General features: G+C 60.4%; 10 protein-coding genes and 3 pseudogenes. 7 read left to right on the top strand and 6 right to left on the bottom strand.

Annotated features, from left to right (window positions below; translation table 11 throughout):
• Window positions 1-4: 4 nt before the first annotated feature.
• Window positions 5-381 (bottom strand): annotated as a pseudogene (locus NL532_RS29745) (type IV secretory system conjugative DNA transfer family protein); the annotation flags it as partial.
• A gap of 704 nt (window positions 382-1,085) precedes the next feature.
• Between NL532_RS29745 and NL532_RS29740 the strand changes: the two are divergent.
• Both NL532_RS29740 and NL532_RS29735 read left to right on the top strand, forming a co-directional pair.
• Window positions 1,086-8,465 (top strand): Ulp1 family isopeptidase, encoded by a 7,380-nt coding sequence (locus NL532_RS29740; protein ID WP_286487840.1) that lies wholly within the window; start codon window positions 1,086-1,088, stop codon window positions 8,463-8,465.
• Between the two features lie 395 nt (window positions 8,466-8,860).
• On the top strand, window positions 8,861-9,967 hold the full coding sequence (locus NL532_RS29735; protein ID WP_286487839.1) for a hypothetical protein: 1,107 nt from the start codon (window positions 8,861-8,863) through the stop codon (window positions 9,965-9,967).
• Window positions 9,968-10,120: 153 nt separating this feature from the next.
• Here the strand turns inward: NL532_RS29735 and virG are convergent, their stop codons facing one another.
• The gene (gene virG / locus NL532_RS29730; RefSeq protein ID WP_023685159.1) at window positions 10,121-10,846 is read right to left on the bottom strand and encodes a two-component system response regulator VirG; all 726 of its coding nucleotides are present in this window, start codon (window positions 10,844-10,846) and stop codon (window positions 10,121-10,123) included.
• On the opposite strand from virG, the gene NL532_RS29725 reads away from it, so the two are divergent.
• Window positions 10,797-11,201 (top strand): phosphopantetheine-binding protein, encoded by a 405-nt coding sequence (locus tag NL532_RS29725; RefSeq protein ID WP_081730999.1) that lies wholly within the window; start codon window positions 10,797-10,799, stop codon window positions 11,199-11,201. The genes virG and NL532_RS29725 overlap by 50 nt on opposite strands.
• A gap of 105 nt (window positions 11,202-11,306) precedes the next feature.
• On the opposite strand, the gene NL532_RS29720 is transcribed toward NL532_RS29725, so the two are convergent.
• From NL532_RS29720 to NL532_RS29710, 3 genes and pseudogenes are all read right to left on the bottom strand, one after another.
• Window positions 11,307-11,924: a hypothetical protein gene (locus NL532_RS29720; RefSeq protein ID WP_023679572.1), complete on the bottom strand. Its 618-nt coding sequence runs from the start codon at window positions 11,922-11,924 to the stop codon at window positions 11,307-11,309.
• Window positions 11,924-12,103, bottom strand: a complete 180-nt coding sequence (locus NL532_RS29715; protein WP_031194388.1) for a hypothetical protein — start codon at window positions 12,101-12,103, stop codon at window positions 11,924-11,926. The genes NL532_RS29720 and NL532_RS29715 overlap by 1 nt, the downstream gene beginning before the upstream one ends.
• Window positions 12,100-12,826, bottom strand: a pseudogene (locus NL532_RS29710) (IS6 family transposase). Before NL532_RS29710 ends, NL532_RS29715 begins: the two are co-directional and overlap by 4 nt.
• Window positions 12,827-13,120: 294 nt before the next feature.
• On the opposite strand from NL532_RS29710, the gene NL532_RS29705 reads away from it, so the two are divergent.
• From NL532_RS29705 to NL532_RS29690, 4 genes and pseudogenes are all read left to right on the top strand, one after another.
• Window positions 13,121-13,498, top strand: coding sequence for a hypothetical protein (locus tag NL532_RS29705; protein WP_023693588.1), 378 nt, complete (start codon window positions 13,121-13,123; stop codon window positions 13,496-13,498).
• A 234-nt stretch (window positions 13,499-13,732) separates the two neighbouring features.
• A pseudogene (locus NL532_RS29700) lies at window positions 13,733-13,896 on the top strand (DUF1403 family protein); the annotation flags it as partial.
• 43 nt (window positions 13,897-13,939) lie between these two features.
• A complete protein-coding gene (locus NL532_RS29695; protein ID WP_286487838.1) occupies window positions 13,940-14,440 on the top strand; it encodes an IS6 family transposase in 501 nt (166 codons plus the stop codon).
• 46 nt (window positions 14,441-14,486) lie between these two features.
• Window positions 14,487-14,735, top strand: coding sequence for a hypothetical protein (locus tag NL532_RS29690; RefSeq protein ID WP_245270296.1), 249 nt, complete (start codon window positions 14,487-14,489; stop codon window positions 14,733-14,735).
• Between the two features lie 47 nt (window positions 14,736-14,782).
• Here the strand turns inward: NL532_RS29690 and NL532_RS29685 are convergent, their stop codons facing one another.
• Complete coding sequence (locus NL532_RS29685) at window positions 14,783-16,702, bottom strand: potassium transporter Kup (RefSeq protein ID WP_286487837.1); 1,920 nt, start codon at window positions 16,700-16,702, stop codon at window positions 14,783-14,785.
• Window positions 16,703-16,956: the final 254 nt, after the last annotated feature.

Below are 16,956 nucleotides of genomic sequence, written 5' to 3'. Positions count from 1 at the left end.
CACATCAAACTGTATCGTCAAAGTCCTGCGCCAATTCACACAGCGGGTCACCGAGTTGAGATTCTGCGGAGAGCGCCTCCTCTGCTCCCGTCAAGGGCGCCGGCTCCGGGAGGGCGCCTGTCTGGCTTTCAAAGATGCGTTTCAGAATGCGATCCGAAAATATCGCACCTTCCTCAATTTTAATGGTGGCAGACCTTTGATGAGAACAATCTCGTAGTCGTCATCGAGCAGCCGAACCTGTTCGGGACGCAATAGCGGTGCACCTTGATGTGAATTCTGAATGTTCCAATCGAACGTTCGCGCCTGGCTGTAGGAAATCGATTGGGCTTGAAATGTGAATCCACCGATAGCTTTGGAAATTTAGTTCGGAGTCTCGTCATCTACCTCGATGTTCCTAGAAGCGCGCCGGCAGCCCGGGCGGGGGGCTTGGGGTTAGACTGCAAGCGCACGCCACTCATAAAGAGCGGCCTCTTTTCGCGGTTCGGACACCCATAGTCAACCCGGCAACGTCTGGATGCCCGCTGTGCTTTTTGCAGAGCGGCGATGCCGGGCATATCGGCCGATCCTGTCTAGGATGGTGTGGCCACTCTCGTCGGCCGAGTTGATGCTCCAGCCAGTATCGCCTTGCCGACCAGCATGAGTTCGCCGTTAGCAATCCATCGTTGCGAGCCGAGACCGAGGTAAAAAGCGCGTGTTATCGACTATGTAGCTGACGCTCCCGCTGACGCAGGGTTCCCGCCATTGCCTCGAGGACTACCTCGAAATGAAATACCTCTGCACGGGCGGCATCTGAAGCATGGGCTTGCAGGGCTTGCAGGGCTCGCAGACCGGTAAACCAGCGAGCCATCTCCAAATATGTGAATTGTGGATTGCTCCTCGACGGGAGCTGAGGGGCGGCTCCGCAAGCCTTACGACGCTCTTTGCGAGCCGTAGCTGCCGAGCTGGCAAAAGGCCGGGCTACGTCGCGCCAGCGCAATCGGCGCGCAGAAAATTAGGCCTACCCGCTCCGGGACCGCGGACCTCGTCAGCTTCTCGTAAGTATGCCCGAGTAGGTTGCTCAGCTGATCTGTGGACGTGAGGCTAGCGTGAACCGGCACAAATTTGACCTATCCAATGTAACAGGTTGGCGGCAGGTGCAGCCCCCGGCATCTCAAGAGCAAGCGGCACAGGCCGGGCAAGAGGGCTTTGAGCAGCGCTCGGGCGAGGCGCGCCAAGCCGCTGCCCAAATTCCCGCCCCCGGCGTTCCGGCTCTGCCAGACCCGTTCTATCCTCATCCGTCTCAGGGAGACCTGAGCCTCATCGAAGGCGCGGCCCCATGGGAAGCGCAGCCCATGATGCAAGGGAGCGGACAAGAACACGCCGCGGCGCCGTACGCCGGAGGCAGTGGGTCGATGCTAGGTGCCTCGGTGCTGCAGCCGGGTCACTCAACGGCGCGCCATCATCATGCGCCGGATTCGTCAGTGGGTGATCTGAATCCTTCCGCACCGTTCGAGTTGCGTGACCATGCTCGTTCCCCCGTGCCGGCGGCGGTGCAGCCAGATCCTCCAGTAGTGGTCTCCGACGGTCGCGGCTGCAAGCGTCCTCTTTATTCCAACGATGCGACCGTTGTCGAACGGCTGAGGTCACTCTACGCGGGTAAGGCCAAGGAGGAAACGGTCAAGCGCCATGTAAATTCTCTTTACGGCTTTGGTCGTTGGCTCTTTAAAAATAACAAGCCGGGATTTGCTGCTCGGCTTCACGAGGAGTCGCTGGATGAAGATCTCAAGGAGTACGAGAGCAGTGGTGGCTCCTCGACTGTGGCTGTGGCACTGCGTCGTCTCAGAGAGTCGGCGGGCGGAGTGCCAATGGTGGGCCGCGCTGTCCTGAATCCCGACCCTGCCGACGCCGTGCTCATCAAAGAGTACAAAGCGGCTCTCATCAAAGAGTACAAGGGAGCGCCTGCGACCGGGCCGAATCGCCAAACCATTCACGACTATGGAGCTACTCTTAGACGTTTCAGTGAATACCTGGTTGAAAACAACAAGCCGGGGCTTGCGGCTCGGCTTCACGAGGAGTCGCTGGATGAAGATGCCAAGCGCTATAAGGACTCCAGTGGTGACCGGAGGATCATTGCACTAGCTCAACTCCGGAAGTTCCTGCCGTCCGCCGCACTCGGGCGCGAAATTGCCCTTGCTGCTCGTCCGGAAGACGCAGTCGGCATGGTGGCTCGTGCCATTGGGGACGCCGCTGCGCAGCACAGCGGGCCGCAGAAGGCATTGGGTCGGCCAGAGAAGCTCCCTGGGGAAGCTAATGAAGACGCCGCTGTTCTGCCATCGTCTTTCGTACCAACTGGGCACCATCACCAAGCCTCGGATCCCGCAGAGTCCTTTCGTCCCCTGATCTGGCGCGACGGCGACCAGCGCGCGCCGGACGAGCGGATCGCTGCACAGGACAGGAGCAACCTGGTACCAAGCGAGGAGGTGCCACTGAGGCCACCGGAATTCGCTCCGCCCAGCTTGCGGGCGGGGAATTCCGCCTCGCCAGAGCTCTTTCCTGAGGGGATGTCCCCCGCGGTCGAAGGGTTTTTTGGTGTTTTCGGCGACCCCAGCGGGCGGGTGCTCGGCGCATTGCAATTGCTAGGCGACGAACATATCCACAGGGATTACCAGCTCCTGGAGCAGGAGTTGCAGGGGAACAATCCAGAACTCGCCGCCCGGACGCGGTTCGTGGATCCCCTCGTAGCCAATTATCATCTGCGCTTGGGCTCCGAGAGCGACAAGCTAAGCGCATTCCAGCGCATCGTCCATAATCAGAACGGTAACGACACAGCCGACTTCCTGTTCGTGCCAGTGAGCGATGGCGGTAAGACTCTTGCGGAGCGCGGCAAACATTGGTCGCTGCTGTTCGTTGATCGCAGCGACCGGGAACGGCCGGTTGCCTATCATTATGACTCCGTCAGCGGATGGCATGACAAGCTTGCAAAACACCTCGCAGAAAGGCTGGGCGCCAGCCTGGAGACCCGCGTGGACTTACCCCGCATCGCCCAGCAGAGCAACGAGTGGGATTGCGGAGTCTACGTGGTGGACGGCACGCGGGCGCTGGTTGGGCGATTGCAAAGATGGCAGCCAGACCTGCCAGACCTGCCAGACCTGAACCTCAACAACCTCGTCGTCAATCGGCAGGCACTACAAACCCGACTCATGGGTGACGATACATCTGGAACGGCAAATTATCTCACGAACTTTGAACTCATGGACCGACAGGCGCGAGACGCGGTTAAGGAAAGCCCCGTTGGGACGTTTCACCAGCGGATCAAGCGGCTCGGCCAGTCAGCGCGAGCGTTGCACGACAGAGCCCTGGCTCCAGTCGCGCCGGACCAAGGCAACCCAGACTCGGTGTTCGTACGGGACGTTGTTCCCGGGGAAACACGCCATCATCATGCGCCGGATTCGTCAGTGGTTGATCTGAATCCCCCCGCACCGTTCGAGTTGCGTGACCATGCTCGTTCTATGCCGGCGGCGGTGCAGCCAGATCCTCCAGTAGTGGTCTCCGGTCGCGACAAGCGTCCTCTTTATTCCAACGATGCGACCGTTGTCGAAGGGCTGCGGTCAGCACTCTATGCCGGTAAGGTCGGGGAGCGCACGGTCACGGACCATGTAAATTCTCTTCTCGGCTTTGGTCGTTGGCTCTTTGATAATAACAAGCCGGGATTTGCTGCTCGGCTTGACGATCCGTTGCTGGATCAGGATCTCAAGGAGTACCAGCGCGAGAGTGGCTCCTCGAACGTGGCTAGAGCACTGGGTCGTCTCAAAGAGTCGGCGGGCGGAGCGCCAATGGTGGGCCGCGCTGCCCTGAATCCCGACCCTGTCGACGCCGAGCTCATCAGAGATTACAAAGCGGCTCTCATCAAAAAGTACGAGGCAGAGCCTGCGACCGGGCCGAATCCCAAAACCACTCAGGACTATGCGGCTACTCTTAGACGTTTCAGTCAATACCTGCATGAAAACAGCAGGCCGGGGATTGCGGCTCGGCTTTACGAGGGGTCGCTGGATGAAGATGCCAGGCGTTATTTGGACTCCAGTGGTAACCGGTGGATCAGTGCACTAGCTCATCTCCGGAAGTTCCCGCCGTACGCCGCACTCGGGCGCGAAATTGCCCTTGCTGCTCGTCCGGAAGACGCAGTCGGCATGGAGGCTCGTGCCATTGGGGACGCCGCTGCGCAGCACAGCGGGCCGCAGAAGGCATTGGGTCGGCCAGAGAAGCTCCCTGGGAAAGCTAAGCAGCTGAGCGAGATCGGCAATTCAGGCGCTCGCGTGCTGATGCAGGCCCCCACCCATCAAGTGGGTGCATTGCCATGGGAGGCGCAGCCCATGATGCTGGGGGACGAGCACCTGGCACCGCATACCGGAGGCAGTGGGTCGATGCTGGGTGCCTCGGTGCTGCAGCCGGGTCACTCAAGGGCGCGCCATCATGATGCGCCGGATTCGTCAGTGGTTGATCTGAATCCCCTCGCACCGTTCGAGTTGCGTGACCATGCTCGTTCTGTGCCGGCGGCGCCTGCCGGGCCAGCGTTCGCCAGGGCTGAGGAGACGCCCTCCGCGGTTGGCGAGGCCGCGGTGGCCGAAAGGTGGGCTCGGTTGCAAAAGCAAATGGATGAACCAGTGCATGATCCCGGCCCTCAAGTGGATACATCGCCATGGGAGGCGCAACTCATGGTGCAAGGGAGCGGACAAGAACACGCCGCGGCGCCCTACGCCGGAGGCAGTGGGTCGATGCTGGGTGCCTCGGTGCTGCAGCCGGATCACTCAACGGCGCGCCATCATCATGCGCCGGATTCGTCAGTGGTTGATCTGAATCCCCCCTCACCGTCCGAGTTGCGTGACCCTGCTCGTTCTGTGCCGGCGGCGCCTGCCGGGCCAGCGTTCGCCAGGGCTGGGGAGACGCCCTCCGCGGTTGGCGAGGCCGCGTTGGCCGAAAGGTGGGCTCGGTTGCAAAAGCAGAAGGTCGACGCTGATTTGTCGGGATATTTCGACTCGATTCCGCACGCGGACCTTCTACGATCGCCATGGGAGGCGCAACTCATGACGCAAGGGAGCGGACAAGAACACGCCGCGGCGCCCTACGCCGGAGGCAGTGGGTCGATGCTGGGTGCCTCGGTGCTGCAGCCGGGTCACTCAACGGCGCGCGATTCGTCAGTGGTTGATCTGAATCCCCCCGCACCGTTCGAGTTGCGTGACCATGCTCGTTCTGTGCCGGCGGCGCCTGCCGGGCCAGCGTTCGCCGGGGCTGAGGAGACGCCCTCCGCGGTTGGCGAGGCCGCGGTGGCCGAAACGCTGGCTCGGTCGCAAAAGCAGATGGTCGACGCTGATTTGTCGGGATATTTCGACTCGATTCCGCTCGCGGACCTTCTACCATCGCCATGGGAGGCGCAACTCATGCAAGGGAGCGGACAAGAACACGCCGCGGCGCCCTACGCCGGAGGCAGTGGGTCGATGCTGGGTGCCTCGGTGCTGCAGCCGGGTCACTCAACGGCGCGCCATCATGATGCGCCGGATTCGTCAGTGGCTGATCTGAATCCCCCCGCACCGTCCGAGTTGCGTGACCCTGCTCGTTCTGTGCCGGCGGCGGTGCAGCCAGATCCTCCAATAGGGGTCTCCGGTCGCGACAAGGGTCCTCTCTATTCCAACGATGCGACCATTGTCGAAGGGCTGAGGTCAGCATTGGAGAGCACGGTCAAGCGCCATGTAAATTCTCTTCTCGGCTTTGGTCGTTGGCTCTTTGATAATAACAGGCCGGGATTTGCCGCTCGGCTTCACGAGGAGTCGCTGGATCCGGATCTCAAGGAGTACGAGAGCAAGAGTGGCTCCTCGGACGTGGCTAGAGCAGTGGGTCATCTCAAGACGTGGGCGGGCGGAGCGCCAGTGCTGGACCGCGCCGCTGTCCTGAATAATCCCGACCCTGCCGACGCCGCGCTCATCAGAGATTACACAGCGGCTCCCATCAAAGAGTACAAGGCAGCGCCGACCGGGCCGAATCCCGGTACCATTCAGACCTATGGATCTGCTCCTAGACGTTTCAGTGAATACCTCGTTGAAAACAAAAAGCCGGGGATTGCGGCTCGGCTTCACGAGGGGTCGCTGGATGAAGATGCCAAGCGCTATAACAACTCCGGTGGGATCAGTGCACTAGCTCATCTCCGGAAGTCCGAACTCGGGCGCGAGCTCCCTGGGAAAGCTAATGAAGACGACGCTGTTCTGGCATCGTCTTTCGTGCCAACTGGGCCCCATCACCAAGCCTCGGATCCCGCAGGGTCCTTTCGTCCCCTGAGCTGGCGCGACGGCGACCAGCGCGCGCCGGACGAGCGGATCGCTGCACAGGACAGGAGCAACCAGCTATCAAGCGAGGAGGTCCTCATCAACCGTGAGCATGATACAGCGGAGTTGAGACCAGCGAAGAGGCAAAGGCCCCTGAACAGTCGTCTGCAGGACGTTGCCACTGAGCCGCAGCTGAGCGAGATCGGCAATTCAGGCGCTCGCGTGCTGATGCAGGCCCCCACCCATCAAGTGGGTGCATTGCCATGGGAAGCGCAGCCCATGATGCAAGGGAGCGGACAAGAACACGCCGCGGCGCCGTATGCCGGAGGCAGTGGGTCGATGCTGGGTGCCTCGGTGCTGCAGCCGGGTCACTCAACGGCGCGCCATCATCATGCGCCGGATTCGTCAGTGGTTGATCTGAATCCCCCCGCACCGTCCGAGTTGCGTGACCATGCTCGTTCTGTGCCGGCGGCGGTGCAGCCAGATCCTCCAAAAGTGGTCTCCGGTCCCGACAAGGGTCCCCTCTATTCCAACGATGCGACCGTTGTCGAAGGGCTGAGGTCAGCTTACGCGGGTAAGGTCAAGGAGAGCACGGTCAAGCGCCATGTAAATTCTCTTCTCGGCTTTGGTCGTTGGCTCTTTGACAATAACAGGCCGGGATTTGCTGCTCGGCTTGACGAATCGTCGCTGGATCAGGATCGCAAGGAGTACGAGAGCAGGGGTGGCCCCTCGGAGTACGAGAGCAGGGGTGGCCCCTCGATCGTGGCTAGAGCACTGGGTCGTCTCAAGACGTTGGCGGGCGGAGCGCCAGTGGTCGACCGCCCTGTCCGGAATCCCTACCCTGCCGACGCCGCGCTCATCAGAGATTACACAGCGGCTCTCATCAAAGAGTACAAAGAAGCGCCTGCGACCGGGCCGAATCGCGGTACCATTCAGGTCTATGGATCTACTCTTATACGTTTCAGTGAATACCTGCATGAAAACAGAAAGCCGGGGATTGCGGATCGGCTTCACGAGGGGTCGCTGGATGAAGATGCCAAGCGCTATGTGAACTCCGGTGGTAACCGGAGGATCAGTGCACTAGCTCATCTCCGGAAGTTCGCACCCGGGCGCGAAATTGCCCTTGCTGCTCGTCCGGAAGACGCAGTCGGCATGGAGGCTCGTGCCATTGGGGACGCCGCTGCGCAGCGCAGCGGGACGCAGGAGGCATTGGGTCGGCCAGAGAGGCCCCCTGGGAAAGCTAAAGACGGGCGGGTGCTCGGCGCATTGCAATTGCTAGGCGACGAACATATCCACAGGGATTACCAGCTCCTGGAGCAGGAGTTGCAGGGGAACAATCCAGAACTCGCCGCCCGGACGCGGTTCGTGGATCCCCTCGTAGCCAATTATCATCTGCGCTTGGGCTCCGAGAGCGACAAGCTAAGCGCATTCCAGCGCATCGTCCATAATCAGAACGGTAACGACACAGCCGACTTCCTGTTCGTGCCAGTGAGCGATGGCGGTAAGACTCTTGCGGAGCGCGGCACCCATTGGTCGCTGCTGTTCGTTGATCGCAGCGACCGGGAACGGCCGGTTGCCTATCATTATGACTCCTACAACGGATGCAATGACACGCTTGCAAAAGAGCTCGCAGAAAATCTGGGCGCCAGCCTGGAGACCCGCGTGGGCGTATCCCGCATCGCCCAGCAGAGCAACGTGGTGGATTGCGGAGTCTACGTGGTGGACGGCACGCGGGCGCTGGTTGGGCGATTGCAATCGCAGCCAGATAACCTGAACCTCAACAACCTCGTCGTCAATCGGCAGGCACTACAAACCCGCCTCAGGGGTGACAATACATTCGGAACGGCAAATAATCTTACGAACTTTGAACTCATGGACCGACAGGCCCGAGACGCGGTTAAGGAAAGCCCCGTTGGGACGTTTCACCAGCAGATCAAGCGGCTCGGCCAGTCAGCGCCAGACGTTGCTCCCGGGGACCCATTTAAATTTCAAAGTCTTGAGAGCAAGGGGGGCGCCGCTGCGCAGCGCAGCGGGCCGCAGGAGGAATACAGTTGGCCAGAGTATCTCCCCCTGGGAAAGCTAATGAAGACGACGCTGTTCTGGCATCGTCTTTCGTGCCAACTGGGCCCCATCACCAAGCCTCGGATCCCGCAGGGTCCTTTCGTCCCCTGAGCTGGCGCGACGGCGACCAGCGCGCGCCGGACGAGCGGATCGCTGCACAGGACAGGAGCAACCAGCTACCAAGCGAGGAGGTCCTCATCAACCGTGAGCATGATACAGCGGAGTTGAGACCAGCGAAGAGGCAAAGGACCCCGAACAGTCGTCTGCAGGACGTTGCCACTGAGCCGCAGCTGAGCGAGATCGGCAATTCAGGCGCTCGCGTGCTGATGCAGGCCCCCACCCATCAAGTGGGTGCATTGCCATGGGAGGCGCAGCCCATGATGCAAGGGAGCGGACAAGAACACGCCGCGGCGCCGTACGCCGGAGGCAGTGGGTCGATGCTGGGTGCCTCGGTGCTGCAGCCGGGTCACTCAACGGCGCGCCATCATCATGCGCCGGATTCGTCAGTGGTTGATCTGAATCCCCCCGCACCGTCCGAGTTGCGTGACCATGCTCGTTCTGTGCCGGCGGCGGTGCAGCCAGATCGCCCAAAAGTGGTCTCCGGTCCCGACAAGGGTCCTCTTTATTCCAACGATGCGACCCTTGTCGAAGGGCTGAGGTCAGCACTCTATGCCGGTAAGGTCGGGGAGATCACGGTCAAGCGCCATGTAGATATTCTTTTCGGCTTTGGTCATTGGCTCGTTGAAAATAACAAGCCGGGGATTGCGGATCGGCTTCACGATTCGTCGCTGGATCGGGATCGCAAGGAGTACGAGATCTGGGGTGGCGGCCCCTCGGCCGTGGCTGGGTCACTGGGTCGTCTCAAGACGTGGGCGGGCGGAGCGCCAGTGGTGGGCCGCCCTGCCCTGAATCCCCACCCTGCCGACGCCGTGCTCATCAGAGAGTACACAGCGGCTCTCATCAAAGCGTACGAGGCAGCGCCGACGGGGCCGAAACCCCGTACCGTTGAGGTCTATGGGTCTGCTCTTAGACGTTTCAGTCAATGCCTGGTTGAAAACAAAAAGCCGGGGATTGCGGATCGGCTTCACGAGCGGTCGCTGGATGAAGATGCCAAGCGCTATATGAAAACCGCTGACATCAGTGCACTAACTCATGTCCGGAAGTTCGCACTCGGGCGCGAAATTGCCCTTGCTGCTCGTCCGGAAGACGCAGTCGGCATGGAGGCTCGTGCCATTGGGGACGCCGCTGCGCAGACCGCGGCACAAGCTCATGGCCACGCAGGAGAGCAGGGACCCATCTCTCGAGCTCAACAAGTCGCGCCAGCGCCGTTTGAACGGCACTTGGGCAACAAGCGTGAGGCCCAGGACGGACTGACGAGTACACTTGACAGGAGCAACCTCGTGAACAGCGGGGGCGTCATCATAAACAATGAACATTACACAGCGCTGTTGAGACCGGCGAAGAGGCAGAGGATTGATAATCCGCAAAGCCGCGCCATGGGGCGGCAACTGAGCGAAGCAACCACGACGTCCATCAGCCAAGCCTCCGATCAAGCCCGAGCGGACCTAATGGCTTCCTTCAGAAGCAGGGAGCGCTCCGACGCGGGGCGTTGAGCTCCCATGGCTGGGGTCAAGCAGAACAGCTCTCTTGACGACAGAGGGGCTGATGCGATCTCCGGACCGGTAGCTCTCGCCGTAATGGATCAGGCTGGTACTGTTGGAAGGCTTGATCAGCCTCGTCACCCCAATCTCCAGCATAGCTCACTGTCACGCGGCCAACGTGCCTCCGTAGCTAACATCTACGTCAGCGTTGAAGAAGTACCCTGCGCCACGGGATGTTTTGACCAGGCGAGGGTTGGCCGCATCAGCCTCCAGCTTTCGGCGCAAGCGCATGATTAGGACATCGATACTTCGATCGTACACCTCTTCTCCACGCACACGGCTCGCGAGCAAAAGCCGTTCTCTGGATAGCACGTTGCGGGGGTTCTCCAGAAATGCGATCAAGAGATTGAACTCACATGCGGTAAGCTTGACCTCGCCGCGCTCCGCACAGATCAGTCGCCGCTGCTTCACGCTTAGCTTCCAGGCCCCAAAGCGAAATGAGCGCTGCTCTCTGGTTCGCGGACTAGAAATGCGCTGGCGTAGCGCTACTCGAATGCGGGCCAAGAATTCGCGCATCCCGAAAGGCTTGGGAATGAAATCGGTTGCGCCGAGCTCCAGTGCAACCACTTTTTCCGCCTCATCAAGCCGGTCGCCGCTGATCACTATGATAGGAACATCCGATTTTGTCGCCAGATTGCGGACGATCGCAAGTCCATCCTCCCGGCCTAGGTTAAGGTCAACAACCACGAGATCGACTGGCTCACGTGAAAGAACATAGTCAAACTGCTTGCTATCGTGGACTGCGGTTACCTTCAGGGCATGCATCGTGAGATACTCGGCGATGAGGCGCCGCATTGCGGCATCATCGTCAATGACAAGAACATGTTTCAACGGCACACCTCGTTTTGGGGGTTGCGCCCCGATCAGGGTTGCATTACCTGAGTCTGCAAGCAAAAGGCATGTATTAGTGATGACATTACTTGAAATTGAACAACTGGTTCTCAAAACCCTCAACGCTCTAGTTGCCGAAAAAGTAGAGGTGTCGATGACAACCAGAATGCGGGATCTCGGCCTCGACAGCCTCGACTATAACGAGCTTGCTACGGCGATCGAGAGCCGACTTGGCTGGTTTGTCGACGATTACAAGCTCTGGCAATACGAGTCCGTAAGGCATGTCGCCGACGCCGTCGCCAGTCAGGAGTTGCGCACCGCGGAACCACCAGCAGTGCGACAAGTGCTGGAGTAGTGCTGTAGGCACAGGTTACGGTGAGGGCAGCTTGGGCGGCGGTAGCTATTGCCATTGCTCCGCTGTGGTTTCTATTCGTGACTGGTGTGTTTGAGAACTGTTGGGTCAGCCCGGTCCATGTCGCAGTGCCGATGCCCCCTTGGTGGCGTTGCCCGCAATTGCGATCGCTGCGCCCAGGGCACCAATGCTGACGGTCGTTGTCAGGCCACCCGTTGAATTGTTGTCAGAGGCAACAGTGCCCACCACACCATCCCAATTGGTGGTCGTATAGACCGACATGTAGTCACGGAACACGCTCTCACTATACGTGGTCACGATCGTTGCCGTCGTACCGGTTGGCACGAGGGCCGACCACACTGACAGATAGACCACACCAGAATTGAAGATGCTTTCCACCTGAGCGAGAAGGGTGGCAGCCACACCCCCAATCGTCATACTGTTGACGGTCACTGCACTTTCGGTGTCAGTGGTCTCAGTTGTCACGATGACACGACGATTAGCGTGTGGCGCGACAAGAAGCGGAATGCTGGTGTGGGTGTAAACGGTCGTGGCAGTCGAGTCTTCGTGAGTGCCATTGAAGACCAGATCTATCGGGAACATTTTCTCCCAGACGCCCGAGCTGCGCACATAGACCTGTCGAGCCTTGGTCCAGAGGCTTGAGATTTTCACCCATACGGCGCTAGCCGCCCCCCAGACCCCGGAGGCTTTGACGTAAAGGGCCATTACGGCTGCACCCAGAAATCACCGTCCACGCCGCCAGAAGGGGCAGCGGCCGAGATCGTGACGCTGCGATTTGCCATCGTGCCGACGCCGAGAAGCGCCTTGGTCTGGGCAATGGACTGCGGTCGACGATAATTGTCCCCGGTGCCGTCACTCGACACGCGACCGACGAAGCTCGTCACAGCGTCGGCACCTGTGGCGTAGGTCGAGCGGTACAAACGCGTCGTGATATCACCAGCGCCATCGCGCTGAGGCGATGAACATGTATGGCGAGAGCAGAACGTTTGGGGCGGGACGAAGAGGTTGCGGAGGGCTGACAAGGTCGAGACGAAGCGTTGCAGGCCTCCCGGCGATCGGACCTCTGCATCATCCGCTCCCGTTTTCGCGGCGGCACATGGGAATTCTCCGCTCCGTTGTTCAACCCCTTGTGCGACCGGTGCTTGACGTCCGGCATCACCTGTCGCTTTGCCGCTCCATACGAGCGCAGCTAGTCGGTGATCATGCGCTTCGGCGCGAGCCCCTGCTTCTTCAACGGCCGCGTCAGCAAGCGCTTGGCGGCCTTGGTGTTGCGGCGGTTTTGCACGATTTCGTCCAGCACATATCCATCCTGGTCGACGGCGCGCCACAACCAAAGCTTTTTGCCGGGCGATGGTGACGCCACTTCGTTCAGGTACCAGACATCATTCCGGCACGGCGGCTTGCGGCGCAAGCAGCGAGCGCAGTCCAGCCCGAACTTAGATGCCCCACCGGCGACTTGTCTCATACGAAACCACGATGCCGCGTTCCAGCAGCATTTCCTCAACCAGGCGCAGGCTCAGCGGAAACCGGAAATAAAGCCAGAGCGCGTGGGCGATAATAGGGCGGCGGAAATCGGGGGGCGTGTAGCTGACGGCGGGCGTATTCATGCCCCCCGGCGTCCATGTCGCAAATGTTGACGATTGCTTTGTGTGTCAAGCCCGCCGCAGGTCTCAACGCGTTCATATGCAGACATTGTGAAAATCGCCCTATTCCGCCTTTTTTTACCGCCCCTTAAGTCCCCCGCTCGCATGCTTGTCGATGCATTGAACTCATAGCCATCGGCCAAGGATTTTGGAAAATATGTTTCCGCTCGCAGCAGAAAACGTGAGAGTCGCTGTAGGCCTAACGTCAAGGGGAGAGAGCGGTTTGATTGGACGAAATGGGTACCGGAGTACCGAGTCATGAAGCCACGAGGTAATCTGGTCCGACTGAAGCAATTTCAGGTGAATGAGAAGCGGCGACAGTTGCACCAGCTAGACATCATGATTGCCGATTTCGAACGCATGGCGCGAGAACTGGACTTCCAGATAAACGCCGAGGAAACGAAGGGCGGCATCTCCGATGTCAATCATTTCGCTTATCCGACGTTCGCCAAGGCCGCTCGCCTACGTCGTGACAACGTCAAGAATTCGCAATCGGACCTTCTGCGGCAGAGAACCGCAGCCGAGCCATGCCTCGCCGAGGCTGAAGCAGAGCTCTCCAAGGCGCAATTGCTAGAATCGCGCAGCGGCAGAGGCCACGACCTCGAACCCGGCAACCGAAGCGCCATGATCGGCTGAGCCGGACGGCTTCAGCGCGCCTCAATTCGCGACACCGACTGGCCGTTGGCGCGCGAGAGGCGTGCGGGCACTGTAAAGATATCAGCGTCTTGATGCAGCGATAGCTGGTCGGGACGGCTGTCATGCTGCGGCGACATACGCGATTTTGTCCAGATTTGCATAGCGGCGTTACGCAGGTATGGGGGAAAGTGGAATTGGTTGGCAATCGGATCATCGGTGGAGACGAACCGCTGCCGGCGGACCGGCGCCTGGCGGCAACGCCTGGCGCTTTCGGCGGCGGCGGTAACGGCAAAGCAGGCTGGCCGCGTCGAGGATGAAGCGGCCCCTGCGTGATGCCGTTCTGCTCACGGCCGGGAGACGGGGTCGGCCCCGCCGGCCGGATGCTGCTCGCTTGGCGCGGCACCGTAAAGTCAACCGACAGCTTATGAAGATGTGCTTACATTGGGCCATGTCAGAAGTTGCTCGTGGTCCGCTCTATGGTCGCCACCGCTTTCCCCCGAGATCATTGCGCACGCGGTATGGCTCTACTTTCGCTTTCCGCTCAGCCTGCGCATGGTTGAGGACATGCTGGCGGCCCGCGGCATCATCGTCACGCATCAGACCGTTCGAAGCTGCGCGGAGAAATTCGGACGGCATTTCGCCCAGGAGATCAATATCAGCCGGCTGCCTGGGCGACAAATGGCATCTCGACGAATGTGTCGTGGCTATCAGTGCAAGAAGCAGTGGCTCTGGCGTGCCGTCGATCAGGACGGCTTCGTCCTCGAAGTGCTGGTACAAAGCCGCCGAAATGCCAAGGCGGCAAAGCGTCTGATGCGCAAGTTGCTGAAAGCTCAAGGGCGGACACCACGGATCATGATCACCGACAAGCTCCGATCCTATGATGCCGCCATGCGCGACCTCATGCCCGGCGTCGAACACCGGTCGCACACAGGCCTGAATTAATCGAGCGGAAAATTCGCACCAGCCGACCCGACGACGCCAAAGGATCATGAAACGCTTCAAGTCGGCACGCCAGCTTCAGCGGTTCGTTTCCATCCATGATCCGATTGCCGACCTGCTCACTTTCCCTGCAATGCGCTGTCATCGGCTCAACATCGAGACCTGCGTAACGCTCCCATGCAAATCTGAACAAAATCGCGTGTGTCGCCACAGCGTGACAGCCGTCCCGGCCAGCTATCGCTGCATCAAGCCGCTGAAACTTACAGTGCCGGGCGCGCTGCTACCTGAATTTCCTTAACGCTCATTCAATGTGACAGCACCGATTCTTCTCAACCGCGGCATGCCCTAAATCGCCACCTGCGTGCCGATCTCGACCACACGTCCGGTCGGGATCTGGAAATACTCCGTCGCATCGGCCGCCGAGCGGGCGAGCCCGATGAACAGCTTGTCCTGCCACACCGGCATGCCGGAATTGGGCGATGCCTTGAGCGAGCGCCGCGACAGGAAGAACGACGTCGTCATGATGTCGAACTTCCAGCCTTGCTTGCGGCAGATCGCCAGCGCGCGCGGAATGTTGGGCTGCTCCATATAGCCGAAGGTCAGCGTCACCCGCATGAACAGCTCGTTGACTGTCTCCATCTTGACCCGTTCGCTGTCGGGCACCAGCGGCTGCGGTGCGGTGACCACCGACAGAATGACGTTCTGCTCGTGCAGCACCTTGTAGTGCTTCAGGCTGTGCATCAGCGCTGTCGGCGCGCTTTGCGGATCGCTGGTCAGGAACACGGCGGTGCCGGACACCAGCTGCGGCTTCTTCTTCAGCAGATTGCCGGCGAGGAAATCGAGCGGGATTTCGTTGCGCCGGGTCTTGTCGAACAGATAGCGGCTGCCGCGCACCCAGGTCCACATCGCCAGAACGATGGTGAAGGCCACCGCAAGCGACGCCCAGCCGCCCTCGAACACCTTCACGATGTTGGAGGCAAAGAAGCCGATGTCGATGAAGGCGAACACCGCCGTCATCGCCACCGCCACCCACAGGCGCCATTTCCAAATGCGCGTCATGACGACGAACAGCAGCACCGTCGTCACCAGCATGTTGCCGGTCACCGAGATGCCATAGGCCGAGGCCAGCTTGCTCGATTCGCCGAAACCGACCACCAGCAGCATCACCGCCAGCGCCAGCAACAGATTGACACGTGGCATGTAGATCTGGCCCGACTGCCGTTCCGAGGTGTGCAGGATTTCGAGACGCGGCAGCATATTGAGCTGCACCGCCTGCCTGGTCAGCGAGAAGGCGCCGGAGATCACCGCCTGGCTGGCGATAACCGTCGCGGCGGTTGCCAGCACCACCATCGGGATCAGCGTCCAGCCTTCGTTCATCTCGAAGAATGGGTGGCCGACGTGACCGTTCTTCGCCAGCACGAAAGCGCCCTGCCCAGCATAGTTGAGCAGCAGGCAGGGAAACACGATCCACAGCCAGGCGACCACGATGGGCCTGCATCCGAAATGGCCGAGATCGGCATAGAGTGCTTCGGCGCCGGTGACGGCGAGGAAGATGGCGCCGATGGTCACGAAAGCGACGTCGGGCGAATGGATCAGGAAGGCGACGATGTAGTGCGGGCTCACCGCCCACAGGATTTCTGGATCGGCGATGATGTGGTTGAGACCGGAAAGGCCAATTGCCAGGAACCATACGGCGGTCACCGGGCCGAACACCAATCCCACCCCGCCGGTGCCAAAGCGCTGCACCGCGAACACCATGGCCAGGATGACCAGTGTCAGCGGCACCACATAGGGCTGGAAGGTCGGCGTGACGACGTTCATACCCTCGACAGCCGACAGCACCGAAATCGCGGGCGTGATGACCGCGTCGCCGAAAAACAGCGAGGCGCCGACGATGCCGATGCCCAGGATCACCGCCGACCGCTTGGGGAAACTGCCGCGCGCTAGCGCCATCAGCGACAGCACGCCGCCCTCGCCGCCGTTATCGGCGCGCAGCACGAACATGATGTACTTGATGGTGACGATGATAGTCAGCGACCAGATGATCAGCGACAGCACGCCGAGGATATCGCCGCGCTCGGCGACATTGCCGCCCGACGACGCCACCAGCGCCTCACGGAACGCGTAGATCGGGCTGGTGCCAATATCGCCATAGACAACGCCGAGCGCGCCTAGCATCAGCACCTTGGGGCTTTGCTGTTCGATTGCCGGATGGCTCGACTGTTCGACGGGTTCTGCCTCGCTACCGGTATTGGTAAGGACCATGCACGACACTCCGATAAGGGGCGGCCCTCTACCTTTGCTGCACTGCAATATCAAGTGCCGCGACGTAATGGCTCCGGATGCGGACCGCATTTGTTGCCGCACCGGCGGATTGTCTCATACGAAACCACGATCCCGCTCCCGGGCCATTTCCTCGACGAGACACAGGCTCAAGGGGACCTGAAGGAGGGCCAGACCGGATGGGCGATGATCTGCGGCAGGAAACGATGGCGCTGCTTGTAGCTGACGGCATATCT

Origin of the sequence: Mesorhizobium sp. C120A, from assembly GCF_030323105.1 — a bacterium.
Lineage (GTDB): Bacteria > Pseudomonadota > Alphaproteobacteria > Rhizobiales > Rhizobiaceae > Mesorhizobium.
Note: the sequence above shows the minus strand (reverse complement) of the source record. Positions and strands in the feature narration are given on the sequence as shown.

Excerpts from the sequence above, each read along its gene's own strand:
- NL532_RS29725 (WP_081730999.1), top strand. The coding sequence starts at position 10,797 with ATGAGGCGCCGCATTGCGGCATCATCGTCAATGACAAGAACATGTTTC.
- NL532_RS29705 (WP_023693588.1), top strand. The coding sequence starts at position 13,121 with ATGAAGCCACGAGGTAATCTGGTCCGACTGAAGCAATTTCAGGTGAAT.
- NL532_RS29690 (WP_245270296.1), top strand. The coding sequence starts at position 14,487 with ATGAAACGCTTCAAGTCGGCACGCCAGCTTCAGCGGTTCGTTTCCATC.
- NL532_RS29720 (WP_023679572.1), bottom strand. The coding sequence starts at position 11,924 with ATGGCCCTTTACGTCAAAGCCTCCGGGGTCTGGGGGGCGGCTAGCGCC.
- NL532_RS29685 (WP_286487837.1), bottom strand. The coding sequence starts at position 16,702 with ATGGTCCTTACCAATACCGGTAGCGAGGCAGAACCCGTCGAACAGTCG.